12 protein-coding genes and 1 pseudogene are annotated in these 17,081 nt (G+C 63.6%); 10 read left to right on the top strand and 3 right to left on the bottom strand.

Annotated features, from left to right (window positions below):
- Positions 1–45 precede the first annotated feature (45 nt).
- Genes ACZ89F_RS13090 through ACZ89F_RS13105 form a run of 4 tightly spaced genes read left to right on the top strand, consistent with a single transcriptional unit; the run spans position 46 to position 4,132 of the window.
- Complete coding sequence (locus tag ACZ89F_RS13090; RefSeq protein WP_476092280.1) at positions 46–1,233, top strand: ABC transporter permease; 1,188 nt, start codon at positions 46–48, stop codon at positions 1,231–1,233.
- Position 1,234: 1 nt separating this feature from the next.
- Positions 1,235–2,056 carry an ABC transporter ATP-binding protein gene (locus ACZ89F_RS13095; protein ID WP_476092281.1) on the top strand — a complete coding sequence of 274 codons (822 nt, stop codon included), beginning with the start codon at positions 1,235–1,237 and terminating at the stop codon, positions 2,054–2,056.
- Positions 2,057–2,070: 14 nt separating this feature from the next.
- Complete coding sequence (locus ACZ89F_RS13100) at positions 2,071–3,444, top strand: MlaD family protein (protein ID WP_476092282.1); 1,374 nt, start codon at positions 2,071–2,073, stop codon at positions 3,442–3,444.
- A 37-nt stretch (positions 3,445–3,481) separates the two neighbouring features.
- Complete coding sequence (locus ACZ89F_RS13105; RefSeq protein ID WP_476092283.1) at positions 3,482–4,132, top strand: ABC-type transport auxiliary lipoprotein family protein; 651 nt, start codon at positions 3,482–3,484, stop codon at positions 4,130–4,132.
- A 156-nt stretch (positions 4,133–4,288) separates the two neighbouring features.
- Here ACZ89F_RS13105 and ACZ89F_RS13110 read toward each other — a convergent pair whose 3' ends face one another.
- Positions 4,289–10,684, bottom strand: a complete 6,396-nt coding sequence (locus tag ACZ89F_RS13110) for a coiled-coil domain-containing protein (protein WP_476092284.1) — start codon at positions 10,682–10,684, stop codon at positions 4,289–4,291.
- 271 nt (positions 10,685–10,955) lie between these two features.
- Between ACZ89F_RS13110 and ACZ89F_RS13115 the strand changes: the two genes are divergently transcribed.
- From ACZ89F_RS13115 to ACZ89F_RS13125, 3 genes are all read left to right on the top strand, one after another.
- Positions 10,956–11,324 (top strand): Hpt domain-containing protein, encoded by a 369-nt coding sequence (locus ACZ89F_RS13115; protein WP_476092285.1) that lies wholly within the window; start codon positions 10,956–10,958, stop codon positions 11,322–11,324.
- Between the two features lie 112 nt (positions 11,325–11,436).
- Positions 11,437–11,757 carry a 2Fe-2S iron-sulfur cluster-binding protein gene (locus ACZ89F_RS13120; RefSeq protein ID WP_056582251.1) on the top strand — a complete coding sequence of 107 codons (321 nt, stop codon included), beginning with the start codon at positions 11,437–11,439 and terminating at the stop codon, positions 11,755–11,757.
- A gap of 81 nt (positions 11,758–11,838) precedes the next feature.
- Positions 11,839–12,873: an NAD(P)/FAD-dependent oxidoreductase gene (locus ACZ89F_RS13125; RefSeq protein ID WP_476092286.1), complete on the top strand. Its 1,035-nt coding sequence runs from the start codon at positions 11,839–11,841 to the stop codon at positions 12,871–12,873.
- 48 nt (positions 12,874–12,921) lie between these two features.
- Here ACZ89F_RS13125 and ACZ89F_RS13130 read toward each other — a convergent pair whose 3' ends face one another.
- Together ACZ89F_RS13130 and ACZ89F_RS13135 are read right to left on the bottom strand one after the other, a co-directional pair.
- Positions 12,922–14,397, bottom strand: coding sequence for an MDR family MFS transporter (locus ACZ89F_RS13130; protein WP_476092287.1), 1,476 nt, complete (start codon positions 14,395–14,397; stop codon positions 12,922–12,924).
- 206 nt (positions 14,398–14,603) lie between these two features.
- On the bottom strand, positions 14,604–15,221 hold the full coding sequence (locus tag ACZ89F_RS13135; protein ID WP_476092288.1) for a DUF922 domain-containing Zn-dependent protease: 618 nt from the start codon (positions 15,219–15,221) through the stop codon (positions 14,604–14,606).
- A gap of 124 nt (positions 15,222–15,345) precedes the next feature.
- Between ACZ89F_RS13135 and folP the strand changes: the two genes are divergently transcribed.
- The 3 genes and pseudogenes from folP to folK all read left to right on the top strand — a co-directional run bounded on the left by folP (position 15,346) and on the right by folK (position 17,057).
- Complete coding sequence (gene folP, locus ACZ89F_RS13140; RefSeq protein ID WP_476092289.1) at positions 15,346–16,197, top strand: dihydropteroate synthase; 852 nt, start codon at positions 15,346–15,348, stop codon at positions 16,195–16,197.
- A gap of 3 nt (positions 16,198–16,200) precedes the next feature.
- Positions 16,201–16,561, top strand: a pseudogene (folB, locus tag ACZ89F_RS13145) (dihydroneopterin aldolase).
- Complete coding sequence (folK, locus tag ACZ89F_RS13150; RefSeq protein WP_476092290.1) at positions 16,545–17,057, top strand: 2-amino-4-hydroxy-6-hydroxymethyldihydropteridine diphosphokinase; 513 nt, start codon at positions 16,545–16,547, stop codon at positions 17,055–17,057. The pseudogene folB and the gene folK overlap by 17 nt, the downstream one beginning before the upstream one ends.
- Positions 17,058–17,081 lie beyond the last annotated feature (24 nt).

The raw sequence follows: 17,081 nt of genomic DNA on the forward strand, positions 1-17,081 counted from the left end.
GTCGGCAAATCGACAGGTCAGACTCGTCAGGCTAAACAGGACGCCATGTTGACCATCGGCAAGCGCGACGCAAGCGGCACGACCGCAGGGGAGGCTGACCACGAACCGCGCGTGGCGATCGGCGAGGAGGACGGCGTTCTCGGCTGCGCTTTCTCCGGAGTCTGGACGACACGGACCGTCGCACTGATCGACGCGGAGATGCGCAAGATCGAGAAGCGAAGCGGTTTCAAGACCTTGGCGCTCGATCTTTCCAACATCGAGAAGATGGACACCGCTGGCGCCTGGCTGATCGACCGGCTGGTCAGCGCCTTCGAGAAGAAGGGCGTCAAGATCCAGATGCAGGGCCAGAGCGAGATCGCTTCGATCCTGCTCGACGCGGTGGGCGAGGCCGTGCGGCGCGAACCCGAATCCGGCCCGGCGCGACCGCCCAACATCATCATTCGAGCGCTTGAGGCGGTCGGCCGGCGCGTCTACGAGATGCGCGACGATTTCCTCGCCTCGATGAACATCCTCGGCGCCACCATCCGTGGCGCGCAGATGAAGCTCGGGCGCGGTCATGCCGTCAACCCGGCGGCGATCTTCAACCAGATCGATCGTATGGGCGTCGGCGCCATTCCGGTGGTGGTGCTGATGTCGGCGATCGTCGGCGCCATCGTTGCCCAGCAAGGCGCCTACCAGCTCAGCTATTTCGGCGCCGATATCTTCGTCGTCGACCTCGTCGGCGTGCTGATCCTGCGCGAGCTTGGCGTGCTGATGACGGCGATCATGATCGCCGGCCGCTCCGGCAGCGCGATCACCGCCGAGATCGGCTCGATGAAGATGCGCGAGGAGGTCGACGCGCTGAAGGTCATCGGGCTCAACCCGATCGGCGTCCTGGTGTTTCCACGGCTCGTGGCGCTGGTCATCGCCTTGCCGTGCCTGACCATCATTGCCAATTTCGCCGCACTCGGCGGCGGCATCCTGGCCGCGTGGCTCTATTCCGACATTCCGCCGGCTGCCTTCATCGACCGGTTACGCGTCGCCATCGACCTCAGCACGATCTTTGCCGGCCTGATCAAGGCGCCATTCATGGCGATGATCATCGGCACGATCGCCTCGGTCGAAGGCATGAAGGTTGGCGGCAGCGCGGAATCGCTTGGCCAGCACGTCACCGCCTCAGTGGTGAAGTCGATCTTCGTCGTCATCATCCTCGACGGGCTTTTTGCCATTTTCTACGCAGCGATCGAGTTCTGAGATGAAGCTGCGAAACAGGAAAAGGGCGGATGCACCGGCGAATGATGCGGGCGAGGGCGACATCGTGCTTTCCGCGCACGACATCAGCGTGTCCTTCGCCGACAAACTCATCCTGGACAAGCTGTCGCTCGACATAAGGCGCGGAGAGATCCTTGGCTTTGTCGGCGCCTCGGGTGCCGGCAAGTCGGTTCTGCTGCGTACCATTCTCGGCCTGACGCGCAAGCAGTCGGGCACGATCAAGCTGTTCGGTGTCGATGTCGAGAAGGCGAGTGACATCGAGCGGCTGCGCATCGACATGCGCCTTGGCGTGCTGTTCCAGCATGGCGCCCTGTTTTCGGCGCTGACGGTGCTGGAGAATGTCCAGGTGCCGATGCGCGAATATCTCGATCTGCCGCGAAAGCTGATGGACGAACTGGCATTGCTCAAGATCGAGTTGGTCGGGCTGCCGCCCGATGCGGCGCAAAAATTCCCGTCCGAACTGTCCGGCGGCATGATCAAGCGGGCGGCGCTGGCTCGCGCCTTGGCGCTCGATCCCGACATCGTCTTCCTCGATGAGCCGACGTCGGGTCTGGATCCGATCAGCGCGGCGGAATTCGACGAACTGGTGGTCAAGCTGCGCGACACGATGGATCTGACCGTCTACATGGTCACGCATGATCTCGACACGCTTTTCACCGCTTGCGACCGGGTGGCCGTACTTGGCAAGAAGAAGGTGCTGGTCGAAGGCACCATCGACGACATGCTGAAGAGCGAGGAACCGTGGGTAAAGTCCTATTTCCGCGGAAAACGCGCCCGGCAACTTGATCTTGCGGCGCGCGCATAGCCATAAGTGAGACAATGGAAACCAGAGCCAACTACGTCATTGTCGGCATTTTCACGCTGGCTGCGATCCTGGCGGCGTTCGCCTTCGTCTACTGGACGGCGGCGATCGGCGACAAGGGCGAGACGACGTTGCTGCGCGTGCGTATTCCGGGCTCGGCCTCCGGGCTCGGTCGCGGCAGTTTCGTGCTGTTCAACGGCGTCAAGGTTGGCGACGTCAAGCGCGTCTATATCGACGTCGACAATCCGACGGTTGCCATCGCCGACACCGAGATCGACCGCCTGACGCCGATCACCAAGTCGACGCAGGCCGATATCGGTCTCGCCGGCCTCACCGGACAGGCCAACATCGAGCTCAAGGGCGCCGATCCCAAGGAAGTAAAACTCCTCGACCAGGCGGAAAAGGAAGGCAAGGTCGCCGAGATCGTCGCCAACCCATCGGCGGTGACCAACCTTTTGCAGACGGCGCAGAACATCTTCACCCGCGCCGACAAGGTGCTGACCGAGCTCGAAGGCTTCACCAAGGACGTTCGCGGGCCGCTCACACAGACCGTGCAGAATGTGCAGACCTTCTCGGATGCGCTGGCCAAGAATTCGGACGGCATCGACAAGTTCCTGTCCGCCGCCAGCACGCTGGCGGATGAGCTGAAAGGCGTTTCCGGCAAGCTCGATGGCACGCTGAAGGCAGCCGAAGGCCTTCTCAATGCCGTCGACAAGGACAAGATCAAGAGCATTGTCGCCAATATCGACACGGTGACCGGGAACCTCAAGGAGACTTCGAAGCAGCTCGACGGCGTGATCAAGAATGTCGATACCGCGGTCGGGTCCGTCAACGATTTCGCCAAGCAGACGCAAGGCACGCTGGCCAAGGTTGACGGCGTGCTCGACGGCATCGATCCGGCGCAGGTGCGCACGGCGCTCACCAACATCCAGAAGGCCAGCAAAAACGCCGACAAGGCCGCTGCCGATATCGCAGAGGTGACCGACAAGTTCGCCAATCGGGCCGACGACATCGACCAGACGATCAAGGATGCCAGGCAATTGGCGCAGCGCCTCAACGACGCCTCGGTGCGTGTCGACGGCATCCTCGCCAAGGTCGACACCTTGCTCGGCTCAGGCCAGGCCGACGGCGTGATGGCCGACGCCCGGAACACGCTGAAATCGTTCAAGCAGGTCGCCGACACGCTGAATTCGCGCCTTGGGGTCATCACCGACAATCTGGCGCGCTTCTCCGGCCAGGGGCTTTCGAATGTCGAGGCGCTGGTGCAGGACAGCCGCCGTTCGATCAGCCGCATCGAGGAGGCGGTGACCGATCTCAGCCGCAATCCACAGCGCATCCTTTCCGGTGGCGATGGCGAGGTTCGGCAGTTCGATGGCAGGGCGCGGCGTTGACTTCGGCGTCGGCGAGCCTCAAGAACAAGGGCCGAGAATGCGGGTTGATCTTACGATCCGGGGACAGCGGGGATCGCGCGTGAAGTCTGTATGGGTGAAAACGGGCGGGTTGACATCGGCTGCGGCACTGCTTGCCCTGACGCTAGCCGGCTGCGCGGCGTTGGGCGGCAAGCCTGCACCACTCGATACGTTCGAGCTGTCGGCGCCTACGGTCGACGCGCATGGCCATAGCCGCCGCCAGATCCTGATCGCGCAGCCTTCGGCGCTCAAGGCGCTGGACAGCCAGAACATCGTCATCAAGCCGTCGGATCGCTCGATCCAGTATCTCAAGGGCGCGCAATGGGCCGACCGGCTGCCGCTGATCGTGCAGGCGCGGCTGGCCGAGACGTTCCAGCGTTCGGGCAGCTTTTCCGGTGTCGGCAAGCCGGGCGAGGGCCTGGCGATCGACTATCAGGTGATCGTCGAGATTCGATCCTTCGAGGTGCGCGTCGACGGCGGCGAGCATGCCGAGGTCGACCTGTTCGTGCGCATTCTGAACGACCGCAACGGCGAGGTGCGCGCCTCCAAGAGCTTCACCGCATCCGCGCCCGTTTCGGGCAGCGGCAATCCCGCCTATGTCAGCGCGCTCGACAATGCGTTCGGCGATGCCGCCAGCCAGATCGTACGCTGGACGGATTCGGTCATCTAATTTCCGTAATAGCTTGATCGCACAGCACTTCTGACAGTGCTGATGCCCGAGGCCCTGCAAGGGACGCGGCGCCGCAGACGCGCCAACCGCACAAATCGGTCGACATGAAAAAGGCGGGAAATTTCCCGCCTTTTTGTTTTTTGCCCTATCGGCTGATCAATGCAGACGGCCGCTGGCATGGGCCAGCATGGTGTAGACCTTGCCGGTATCCGAGGTCAGGTAGGTCTGCGCCATGATGTTGTCGCGGTCGTTGCGCGAGACATCCTTGAGCAGCTTCTCGAAATCGTCGCAGTAGCGATCGACGGCGGCGCGGAACTCGGCCTCCGCCTGATATTTGCGACGGATCTCATCGAACGTCTGCTGGCCCTTCAGCGTGTAGAGTCGCCTTGTGAACACGTCACGCTCGCCGCGCCGGTAGCGGTTCCACAACTCGATCGAAGCATCGTGGTCGATGGCTCGTGCGATATCGACGGAGAGCGAGTTCAGCGATTCCACGACATGCAGGGGCGAGCGCTGGGCAGGAGCCGCGCGCGGTGCTTCCGCAGGTGCCGACGGTGTTACCGACCTCAAATCCTCGTCATTCGACGCCGCGGTCAGGAGATCGCGCACCCAGCCGCCCTGCGGCGTGCGGGCGTTGGCGTCTGGACGCTGGCGCGGTGCCGCCTCGGCCGGACGCTCAAGGTCGAGCGTGCCGCGCAATGCAGGGCCGCCCAAGGGCGCCTGAGGCGTGCGCAGCTCCGGCTGCGGAGCCGGTGCTCGGCGTGGCGGCTCGGCAGCGCGTGCGGCCGGCGCTTGCGGCGCGGGACGCAGATTGCGTGGCTCGGACCCATCGCCGCCGCGGCCGGACTTCGCAACGATGTCCGAAAGCTCCTTCAGGGCGTTGATCTGCTCGGAGACGGCGCGGCGGATGGCCGAGGTCGATTCCTTGGCCTCTTCCGGCATCTCGATGACGCCCTTCTTGAGCTCGGCGCGGGTCAAGTCGAGCTCGCTTTTGATCGAGCCCGCGGTGCGCCGCATCTCCTCGGTCGCATCGGCGAAGCGCTTGGTTGCCGAATCGACGACGTCGGTGATGGCGATGCGGATCTTGTCGGCCGACTCCATCGTCTTGCCTTCGGCGTTCTGCAGCGTCTGGCCGACGAGATTTTCGAACGAGCGCATGACCCTTTCGAGATCTTCCGACTTCTTGACCAGGCCGACGGCGAGGTCTTCGAGCGACGACTGCCGTTCGAGCGTGTGCTCGAGGTTGCTCTGGGCCGAGCTCAACAGGTCCGAAGCGCTGGACAGCAGGCGGCTGTGCTCGTCGAACTTGGTGGCGATCGACGCGACCTCGCGCAAGGTGGACGACGACAGTTCCGTCAGCCTTGTCGTGTTCGAATCGACCAAACGCGCCGAGCTGGCAAAGGTCTGCGCGGCCTTCTCGGTGGTGGCGGCGAAGCTTTGTGTGCTGCCGCTCAGGCGTTCATCGACCTGGCCGAGATTGACCGCGGCCTGCTCGATCAGCTGACCGAGCTGCGAGCTGGAGTTGGTCATGCGGCCGATGAGGTCGGCGACGCTGTCGGACAGCGACGAGCGGGCGCCTTCGACCGCCGACAAGGTTTCGGCGGTGCGGCTGGCGAGCGCGTCGACAAGAGCGGCATTCTCGCTGCGCAGCTTCTCGGTGGCGCGTTCGGTGACCTCTTCCATGCTCTTTTGCAGTTCCGAGCCGCCCTGGGCGAAGCGCTCGACCAAAGGCCGTGCGGTTTCGTCGAGGATCTTCGACATTTCGGCCGAACGCGCCGCGAGCATGGTGTTGAGTTCGCGGGTGTTGGCGCCGATCGTCTTGGCGGCATCGTTGGTGCTCTGGCCGATATGCTGGCCAACCGCGGTGAAGGTCTCCGCGATGACATTGGCACGCGAGACGAGTTGCGCCTCGGCATTCGACACCTGCTCGTTGAGCTTCTGGCCCATCGTCTCGGCCGTGTAGGCGAGGCGGTTCTCGACGCCCGAGACCTGCTCTTCGACACGGGCAGCCGCGGCGGCCGCGCTCGATGCGAGCCGCTCGTCGGCACCGGCAAGCGCCTGCTCGATTTCACGGGCATGCACGGCCATTTCCTGGCCGGTCCGCCTGGCGCGTTCGGCGACCCGTTGCTCGGTATCGGCAAAGGCACCGACGATGGTCTCGGCATGCTCGCCGATCGTGGTGGTGCTGTTGGCGATGCGCGACACCAGACGCTGATCCGCGTCGTCGAAGATGCGGCCGATTTCCGAGGCCCGGCTCGACAGCGCTTCCGAACCTTCGGCGATGCGCGAGACCAACTGCTGGTCGGCCGCGTCGAAGATGCGGCCAAGGTCCGATGCGCGTGCGGCAAGCGCTTCGGCCGATTCGCCGATGCGCACGCCGAGCCGCTGGTCGGCGCCTTCGAAGTTGCGCAGGATGTCGCCGGCGCGCGCGGCCAGCGACTGGGCCGTTTCGATGGCGCGGGCGACCAGCTTCTGGTCGGCGGCATCGAACGTACCGGCAATCTCGCTTGCACGGGCTGCCAGATGGTCGGCGGTGTCCTGGACCCGGGCAGTCAGCTGATCGGCGGTTTCCTGGGCGCGGGCGGCGAGCTTCTGGTCGGCCACGTCGAAGGCGCCGGCGATCTGGCTTGCACGAGCGGCCAGCTGATCCGCTGTTTCATGAGCGCGGGCCAGCAGCGAGCTGGATGTATCGTCCGCGCGGGCAAGCAAGGCGTTCGACGTATCTTCCGCACGGGCGTGCAGGCGACGGTCGGCGTCCTCGAACGTGCGGGCGATGTCTTCGGCCCGCGCCAGCAGGGCAGCAGAGGTCTGCTCGGCGCGCTCGGCGATCTTGCGGTCGGCGTCACTGAAAGCGGCACCGGCCTGCTCATGCAGCGTGCTGGTGACTTCCAGCACCTTTTCGCGCAGGGCGCCGGCGACAAACACGGCGCTCTTCTCGAGCACGGCACGGACGTTGTCGACACCTGTCGAGAGCGCACGCTCCATGGTGCTGGCGCGCTCCTCGATGATGCCGGTCTGACGGCTGAAGGCCTGCTCGATCTTCTCGACGTCCCCGGCGATTGCCGCGGAGATATCGGTGCTCCTGGCGGCGATCTGATCGATATGGCCCGACAGCGAGCGGTCGACGTCCCTGCGGGTCTCGGCGAGCTTGCCGAGATCGTCTTCCAGCGCGCGGGTCAGCATATTGCGACCTTCGGACAGCTTGCCGACATGTCCGGCAATGACGTCGTCGATATCGCTGCGGCTTTCGGTCAGCTTCTGCAGGTCAGCTTCGAGGGCGCGTTTGAGAATGTCGCGGCCCTCGGCCAGTTTCTCCACCTGACCAGCGACCAAACCGTCGATGCTGGAGCGGCTTTCGGCCAGCTTGGCCAGATCGGCTTCCAGCGCGCGCTTGAGAACGTCGCGGCCTTCGGCGAGCTTCTCGACCTGGCCGGCGACCAGGCCGTCGATGCTGGAGCGGCTCTCGGCCAGCTTGGCGAGATCGTCCTCGAGCGCCTTCGACAGGGTCGAGCGCTCCTGGACAAGCCTTTCCGCGTGGCTGTTGACGAGGCCGCCGACGTTTTCAAGATCGGCCTCGAGTGACCTCGACAGTGTCGAACGATCCTGGGCGAGCCTTTCGGAATGGCTGTTGATCAGACCGCTGACGTTCTCGAGGTCGGCCTCGAGCGCTTTCGACAGCGTCGAACGATCCTGGACGAGCCTTTCGGAATGGCTGTTGACCAGGCCGTTGACGCTTTCGAGATCGGCCTCGAGCGCCCGGGCGAACTGTGCCCGGTCATCGACCAGTTTCTGCGACTGGTCGGCAATGGTCCCCTTGATCGCATTGAGGTCGGCTTCCAGAGCGCGCCGCAGGATGTCGCGGCCTTCCGACAGCTTCTCGACCTGACCGGCGACCAGCCCGTCGATGCTGGAGCGGCTGTCGGCAAGCTTGGCGAGGTCATCCTCAAGGGCCTTGGACAGGGCGGAGCGATCCTGAACCAGTCTGTTCATGTGGTCGGCGATGACGCTGTTCACATTCTGCAGGTCGGTTTCCAGCACCCGCGAAAGCTGCCCGCGATCCTCGGCCAGCCTTTCCGACTGGCTCGATATGACGCCCTTGATCGTGTTCAGGTCGGATTCCAGCGCGCGCTTGAGAATGTCGCGACCTTCCGCCAGCTTCTCGACCTGACCGGCGACCAGACCGTCGATGCTGGAGCGGCTCTCCGCCAGCTTCGCAAGGTCGGCTTCAAGGGTCTGCGACAGCAGGCTGCGGTCCTCGGCCAGCCGTCCCGAGTGGCTTTCGATCAGGCCGCGTATGCCGGACAGATCGTTGTCGAGCGAATGGGAAAGCTGCGTGCGGTCCTCCGCCAGTTTGGCGGAATGGGTTTCGATGAGGCTCTTGATGCCGATGATGTCGTTTTCCAACGCCTTGGCGAGCACGGCGCGCCCCTCGGCGATCTTTTCCACCTGACCGGCGACGAGACCGTCGATGCTGGCGCGGCTGTCGGACAGTTTGCCGAGATCGGCTTCCAAAGCGCGCGACAGGATGTTGCGGCCCTCGGCGAGCTTTCCGACATGCCCGGCAACCATTTCATCAATGATCGTACGAGCTTGCACCAGTTTCCCGGAGTCTTCGTTCAAGGCAGTGGAGAGCCTGTTGCGGCCTTCTTCCAGCCTTTCGAGATGGCTGCCGAGCGACGCATCGATGGCCGCTCGCGATTCATTGACCTTGCGCAGGTCCTCTTCGAGAGCGCGCGAGATCAGGCTGCGGCCTTCGGCCAGCTTCTGCACCTGGTTGGTCACCGCCGCATCGATGCCGGCGCGGCCCTCGGCGAACTTCGCCAGGTCGGCCTGCATCGCCTCGGCCATGCGCTCGCGGCTTTCGGACAGTTTTCTGCTGTGGTTCTCGACAGCTTCCTCGATACCGACGCGGGCGTCGGCGAGCCGCTGGATGTCGCTGTCGAACGAACGCGATACGACGTGACGGGCGGCTTCCATGCGCCCGGCGAAGTCGCTGGCGCGGGCTTCGAGCATGGAGGAGGTCGAGGTGACGATGTCGGCCATGTCGGCGCCGATCTGGGTCTTGCCCTGATCGATCATCGCCGACAGCGTATCCTTGCTCTCGGCAAAGGTGTGGGCGATTTCGCGGGCGCGCTCGACCAGCGTCTCGTTGATCTGGCGGGCGCGAGCCTCGAGTGCCGCATTGAGCTTCTGCGTTCCCGTGTCCAGCGCCTCGGCGCGGGTCTGGAATTCGCTGATCAGCGCCTGGCCGCGTTCGGCGAGCGTCCGCTCGATGCCGTTGAGGCTGGCCTCGAATTCGGAATTGAGGGTGCGCGCGGCACCGCCAAGCAGGGACACCATGCCGGTGGTGCGATCGTCGAGCAGATCTGTCAACGACCGCGTCAGGCCGTCCGTGGTGTCCGTCAGCTTGGCAATGCGGGTGTCGAGAAGGCTGGCGAAGGCCTCGCCCGAGGTCGACAGCCGGTCGGTGATCGAATCAAGCCGGCCTTCTACCGAATCGAAGATCGACATCGAGCTTTCGTTGATGCGGTCGATGAGCGTGTCGCCGGAATTGGTGATCGTCATCGACAATTTGGTCGATGCATTGAGGATCGAGTCGCGGATGATGTCGGAGGCGGCGCCGATCTCGTCCTTCAGCGTCTCATGCGCGCCGGTGATCGAGGCGCGGACGCGCTCGGCATGGGTGACGACGGCTTCGCGCTCGCTGCCGAGCCCGTCGACCAGCGAACGGATGCGGGATTCGTTCTCGGAATAGGAGCGTTCGATCTGGTTGACTTCGCTGTGGACCAGCGTTTCCAGCTCGACGGCGCGGGCAAGCGTGCGTTCGATGCCTTCGCCCATGGCCGCGACCTCGCGACGAACGGCCTGGCCGATCATCATGACGCGATCCTGGGCAAGGTTTTCCGGCTCGGTCAGGCGGAAGGCCACTTCGGTCATCGACTGAGCAGCGATGCGCATTTCCTGGGCGCGGCGAATCATTGCCGCGAAGGCCCAGAACAGGATGACGGGCACGATCGCCGCGACGGCGAGGCCGATCAGCTCCGGACGGGCAAGGAACTGGTCGAGCGTGCGGATTCTCCAGATGCTCGGTCCGAAAAGGAGGTTGGCCAAGCCGCCGGCGCCGGCGAACCAGGCGAGCGAAACGAAGGCAACCACCCAGTAAATGGTGTTCGAGGCACGCCTGTTAAGGCTGTGCAGAAGCGTCTTGTAGTCCTTCTGGCGATCGTCATTGGCCGGCGCGAAACCCGCGGGCTGGGCGCCATTGCGTGTTTCCACGGGGCGCAACTCGGCAGGCTTGGCCTTTGGCGCGGGTTTTGCGGCCTGGCTCGGGGCCAGGCTCTGATTGACCACGGACTCTGGTTTCTGATTGCGTCCCTCGCGCGCCAGCTCATCGGCGGCCTGGGATATCTGCGCTTCCAGATCCTCCATCGAAGCCGCGATGTCGAGGTCGCCGCTGCCGATATCATTGCTGAGGTCGAGATCGAGCGCCTTTTCCAGTTCCCTGGCCACGTCGCTGTCGAGAGTTCTCGTCGTCGTTGGTTTCTTTGCCATGCCTTCGCTACCCTGTACTAGCTGCCGCGGGCTTATAATTCTGTTTGTCGTACCCCGCGCAGGAGGCTGAAAATGGACCCCTCGTATCGTAATGACACAGGGGGGTAAAGAAAACATGCATTCCGCGAGATACGTAAAACTTTAAATATAAGGTTAACGCAACCGTGATTTGGGCGCCGTTTTGGCAACATTTTTCCGGGCCATTCATTAACCCGTTGTCCATTGGATTCGCCTAGGTTTTTGGGCGATCGAAGAAACGGAGTTCGAGTTCATGCGTGGCGAAAGCGGCATTGCCTTCTCAATGCCCGGGGGCGACGTATCCGGACCAAGGCGGTCACGGCCGGTCGATTTGGCACACCTTGCCCGCCAGACCATGGGCGACCGCAGCCTCGAGCAAGAGGTGCTGGCGCTGTTTGTACAACAGGCGCTGTCGGTGCGCGACAAAATACTCGATGCCGACATCAAGGACCGGCTTCTGCTGGCGCATGGGCTGAAGGGTTCGGCACGGGGTGTCGGCGCCTTTGCCATCGCCGATTGCGCCACCGAGATCGAGCACCGGCCGGAAGACAACCAGACGCTCAGGCGGCTTGGCATGCTGATCGACGAAGTGCGCGATTTCATCGCCGCCATCAATCGCTGAATCCGGCGCTGAGGCCGGTTTGCAGAAAAACGTCACGGAGCGGCGCTTTCGCGCGGCAGTTGACTTGCTCGCCGGAGTGATTATCTCGGCTGAGACTCCCTTCAGGTGACAAATGACCAAGCTGACTTTCATCGCCCATGACGGCACACATTTCGACATGGACGCCGAGAACGGCTCGACGGTCATGGAGAACGCGATCCGCAACGCCGTGCCCGGAATCGAGGCGGAATGCGGCGGCGCCTGCGCCTGCGCCACCTGTCACGTCTATGTCGACGAAGCATGGACGGCTGAAGTCGGCGAGCCGGAAGCCATGGAAGAAGACATGCTGGACTTCGCCTACGACGTCCAGCCGAACTCGCGGCTGTCGTGCCAGATCAAGGTGCGCGACGCGCTTGACGGTCTCATTGTGCGGGTGCCCGCCCGTCAGGGCTGAGACGCCGGTTTTTTGCCGACTGCTGCTTGGCAGCGGCGGATTGCTCATGCAGTGTCTCGACAACATACAGCGAGGCATCGCATGACCGGCACCATCACCACAGACGTCCTCATTGTAGGGGCAGGGCCAGTCGGCCTCTTCGCGGTGTTCGAACTCGGCCTGTTCGACATGAAGTGCCACCTGATCGACATCCTCGACCGGCCGGGCGGCCAATGCGCGGAACTCTATCCGGAAAAGCCGATCTACGACATTCCCGGCTGGCCTTCGATCTCGGCGCAGGGGCTGGTCGACAAACTGCTCGAGCAGATCGCGCCGTTCAAGCCTGATTTCACCTACAACCGCATGGTTTCCAGCCTGGAAAAGCTGGAGGACGGCAGCTTTCGCGTCACCACCGACGAGAATGAGGTGTTCGAGGCCAAGGTGGTGGTGATTGCCGCCGGCGGCGGCTCCTTCCAGCCCAAGCGTCCGCCGATCCCGGGCATCGAGCCCTATGAAGGCAAGAGTGTCTTCTATTCGGTGCGCCGGATGGAGGATTTTCGCGGCCACGACCTTGTCATTGTCGGCGGCGGCGACTCGGCGCTCGACTGGACGCTCAACCTGCAGCCGGTGGCAAGGAGCGTGACGCTGGTGCACCGGCGGCCCGAATTCCGCGCGGCGCCCGACAGCGTCAACAAGATGTATGCCATGCAGGAGATGAAGCAGATGCATTTCCAAGTGGGGCAAGTGACCGGATTGACCGGCGCCGACGGCCAGCTGTCATCGGCCACCATCAAGGGCCCGGACGGCGATGTCGAGGTGCCTTGCACGCGCATGCTGCCGTTCTTCGGCCTGACCATGAAGCTCGGCCCGATCGCGGAGTGGGGGCTCAATCTTCACGAGAACCTCATTCCGGTCGATACCGAGAAGTTCCAGACATCGGTGCCAGGCATTTTCGCGGTCGGCGACATCAACTGGTATCCGGGCAAGCTGAAGCTGATCCTGTCGGGCTTCCACGAGGTGGCGCTGATGGCGCAGGCCGCCAAGCGCGTCATCAGCCCCGGCGAGCGTATCGTATTCCAGTACACGACCTCGTCGACCAGCCTGCAGAAGAAGCTCGGCGTGGTGGAAGCTTCCTGAAGCGCGTCGCTTTGAATCAAATGCAGCCTACGCACTTCACGTCTTTTGTCAGTCAGCCAGCACCGGAGCCTCGGGATGGCCGCGCAGCGGCTTTTCCGGCATCAGCACCAGCGCGACGAGCGCCATGACCAGCATCGCTGCCGCGGTGAAGAAGATCATCACGAATGCCAGGGCCTCGACGGCGGCGCTGGCCGCCTGGGTGCCTTCTCCGGCAAGCGGCAGGCCGTAGCCGAGCGCGACCGCACCAAGGATGGCGACGCCAAGCGCGCTGCCCAAAGAGCGAAGGAAGGTCAGTACACCGGTGGCGACGCCCAGATGGGCCTGATCGACGGCGTTCTGAACCGACACGGTGGCAACCGGAAATGTCGTGCCGCTGCCCAGGCCGATGCAGGTCGTCAGAATCTCGACGATCAGCAGGGAAGCATGCCCCGCCACAAGGCTGAGTATGCCGAGGCACAGGATGGCGAAGGTCACCCCTATCATCGCGATCCGCTTGTAGTGAACGAACCGGGAAATCGTGCGGCCGCTGAATGTCGCGCCCGCAACGGTGCCGAGCATGAGCCCAAGCATGGCGGTTCCCGATTCACTGGCCGAAAGCCCGAGGATGGACTGCAAGTAGACCGGCAGGTAGACCGCGAGCCCGATATTGGCGGCCTGCAGCAGGAACAATGACAACGTGCCGGCAAGGACGATCGGATTGCCAAGCACCTCGAGCGAGATCAGCGGTTCGGCCGCGCGCAGCAGCCGCAACGCAAAGGCGCTCCAGATGACCGCCGAACAGGCGAGCAGCCCGAAGATTTCGCGTGACAGCCATGGATATTCGCTGCCACCCCAGTTCAACGCCAGCAACAGCAAGGCGGTGGCCGCGACGAGCAGCAACGCGCCGAGGCCATCGATGCGATGGTGTTTTGCAGCGATCGGCAGCTTTCTCAGCGGCTTGTTGATGATGGCCATGGCGAAGAGACCAAGCGGAATGTTGATCCAGAAGATCAGCGACCAGTGGAGATGCTCGGCGAAGGTGCCGCCCAAAAGCGGGCCTGCGATGCTGGCGACCGCCCAGGTTCCCGCGATCCAGGCCGAGTAGCGCGCGCGCTCGCGCGGCGGCACGAGGTCACCGATCACGGTCTGTGCCAGCGCGAACAGGCCGCCGCCACCGGCGCCCTGGATCGCGCGGCCGACGATCAGGACCAGCATATTAGGCGCCATGGCGCTAACCAGGGATCCGGCAAGGAAGATGAGAATTGCCGCGTAAATCGTTGGCCGACGACCATAAACGTCCGATATCTTGCCATAGAGCGGAGCCATCGCGGTGGCGGTCAACAGGTAACCGGTCACGATCCAGGGCAGATATTCGGCATGGCCGAGCAGGCGCGCCATGGTCGGCATCGCCGGCGCGACGATGGTCTGGTCAAGCGCGGCCAGAAGCATCGACAGGAGTACGCCACCGATGATGGCGTTCTTTTCGCTTTCACTGAGAGGCACGTCGGCCTTCACCACGGTCTGACTATCGACAGCCTGGTCCATGATCGTTCATCCGTAAGCTTGCGATCCGCCGGCGCTGTTTGGCCGTTCCGGTCCTTTGACCGTCTTGATCACATTGGTTTTGAACTCGCGCCTGGCGAGCCTGACATATGTCGTCCCATATAGGCCGATTTCGACGGGGGCTCGAAAAGTTTTTCGAAGCTGGCACTACGCTTCGGCGAATTTGGCTTTCGTCAGTTCGAGTGCGTTCAGGCCGGCGGCAGTTGGCCGTTCCCGATGCGCTCCATCCGGTAGCGCAGCAGCCTCAGGATGCGGCTTTCGAAATTGACGCTTTCGACACGGTCGAACTGGAGCTGGGCCCGGTCGTGGCTGGCAAGAACAGCCGCGGTGATTGCGGCGGCCTTGGCTTTGGCGGCATCGCAGTTCTTTTGCGGATAGGTGGCTTTCAGGGCCTCTTCGAGTTCGCGGCCATGGTTCTTGGCAATCTCGACATGGCGCTCCTCGTGGCGTTTGATGTCGGCGGACAGCGTATCCCAGAACAGCCTGACATCGGCATCCGCCTTGCGCGGGCGGCGCCACTCGGGAAGGATCACCTTCACCTTGACGGTCACCACAGCGTCGGCGATCCGGCAGGAGTTCGACGTCTGCGCATAGCTGATACGGGTGGTGAAGGCCATCTGCGTGGCGCCGGGGTGACGCGCGCCCGTGCTTTTCACCTCCGGCCCGCGTTTGGAAAGCTGTGCCTCGATGTCCTCGAGCGTACTGCCGCCAATGGCGAAGTAGCTGTACGTCTTGACGAGATTGGCCGCACCCGCCGGAAGCGGGGTCGCGGCGAGCAGCAGTGCGCAAGCCAGGGATTGTTTCATGCCAGGCATGGATCGTTTCATCATGTTGCCTCTTCGACCACCTTGCTTTACGGCCGTTGCCGACGCAACGGAATTGATCCGCCAGGGATCACACATGGTTGATGAACTCCATGGTTGATGAGCAATGACGGCCAGGCGATGGCAGTTGGCGCATGGACGCCATCTCGACCTTGGCGGCAAGGCCGTGGTCGTCGGCATCCTTAATGTCACGCCCGACAGCTTTTCCGACGGCGGCCTGTTCGACGCCCCCGAAAAAGCGCTGGTCCAGGCACGGCGCATGATCGGGGAAGGGGCGCTGGTCGTCGATGTCGGCGGAGAATCGACTCGCCCGGGGGCCGGCGCGGTATCGGCCAGCCAGGAACAAGCCCGCATCCTGCCGGTGATCGAAGCGCTGGCGGGCGCCGGCGAGGTGCTGATTTCGGTCGACACCTATCGTGCCGACACGGCGCGGCTTGCGGTTGCCGCGGGCGCGCATATCGTCAACGATGTCTGGGGCTTGCAGCGCGAACCCGACATTGCGCGTATCGCCGCCGATACCGGTGCCGGGCTTGTCATCATGCATACCGGGCGGGATCGCCAGAAGCTGCCGGACGTGATTGCCGATCAGTTGGCGTTCCTGCGGAAGTCGCTCGAAATCGCCCGCCAGAACGGCGTTGCCGACGATCATATCGTGCTCGATCCCGGGTTCGGCTTCGCCAAGGAGACGGCGGAGGAAAATCTCGACCTGATGGCTCGCTTTTCGGAGCTGCATGCACTCGGCTTGCCGCTGATGGCCGGCACGTCGCGAAAACGCTTCATCGGCACGGTCACAGGCCGCGATGCGGCCGACAGAGGTGTCGGAACCGCGGCGACCAGCGTCATCTTGCGGCTCAAGGGCGCCGACCTGTTTCGCGTCCACGATGTCGCATTCAACGTGGACGCATTGGTGCTCGCAGATGCTATGCTGGCGCGTCAAACCGACCGGGCGAGAAACTGAGCGATGTATGTCATCCGCATGAAGAACTGCGCTTTCTTGTGCCCGGCATGGCGTGCTGGACGAGGAGGAAAGGCTCGGCCAGCGCTTCTATGTCGATGCCGCTCTCACCGTCGATCCTGGCCGGGCGCTTGTCGAGGATTCCATCGAGGACACCGTCAACTACGGCATTGCGTTCACGGTGATCGAAAAGATCATCACCGGGCAGCGCCGTTTCCTGATCGAGTCCCTGGCGCTCGAAGTGGCCCGTGCGCTGACGGCGCGTTTTCCGCAGATCAAGAAAGCCGAGATCACGGTGCGCAAGCCCAACGCCCCGGTGCCCGGCGTGCTCGATTACGTCGAGGTGACCGTTGTCTGGCCCGAATAGCACAGTCTATCTCAGCCTTGGCGGCAATCTTGGCGACCCGGCGAAATCAATGGGCGCGGCGCTGCGCATGTTGGATGCCGATACGGACACGCGTGTCACCGGCGTCTCCTCGCTCTATCGCACGCCGCCCTGGGGCAAGCTCGATCAGCCGGACTTTCTCAATGCCGCCGCCGAAATTTCCACCGGGCTTGCACCGCGCGCCTTGCTCGACCTCTGCCTCGATGCGGAGCGCAAGCTGAAGCGGGTGCGCGAGGAGCGCTGGGGGCCGCGGCTGATCGACATCGACATTCTGGTGTTCGGCGACCGCGTCATTCACGAGACCGGGCTGGAGGTGCCGCATCCGCGCATGCTGGAGCGCGCCTTCGTGCTGGCTCCGCTGGCCGAGATCGCGCCCGACCTGGTTGTCAGCGGTCGCAGCATCACGGACCGGTTGGCCGCCGTCGACACGTCCGGCATCGAGCGCTTGTCGTCCGGCCGGGACTGGTGGCTGGCTTGATTTCCGGATGAGGCGGCGGCCAAA

The organism is Mesorhizobium sp. USDA 3734 (assembly GCF_056279665.1).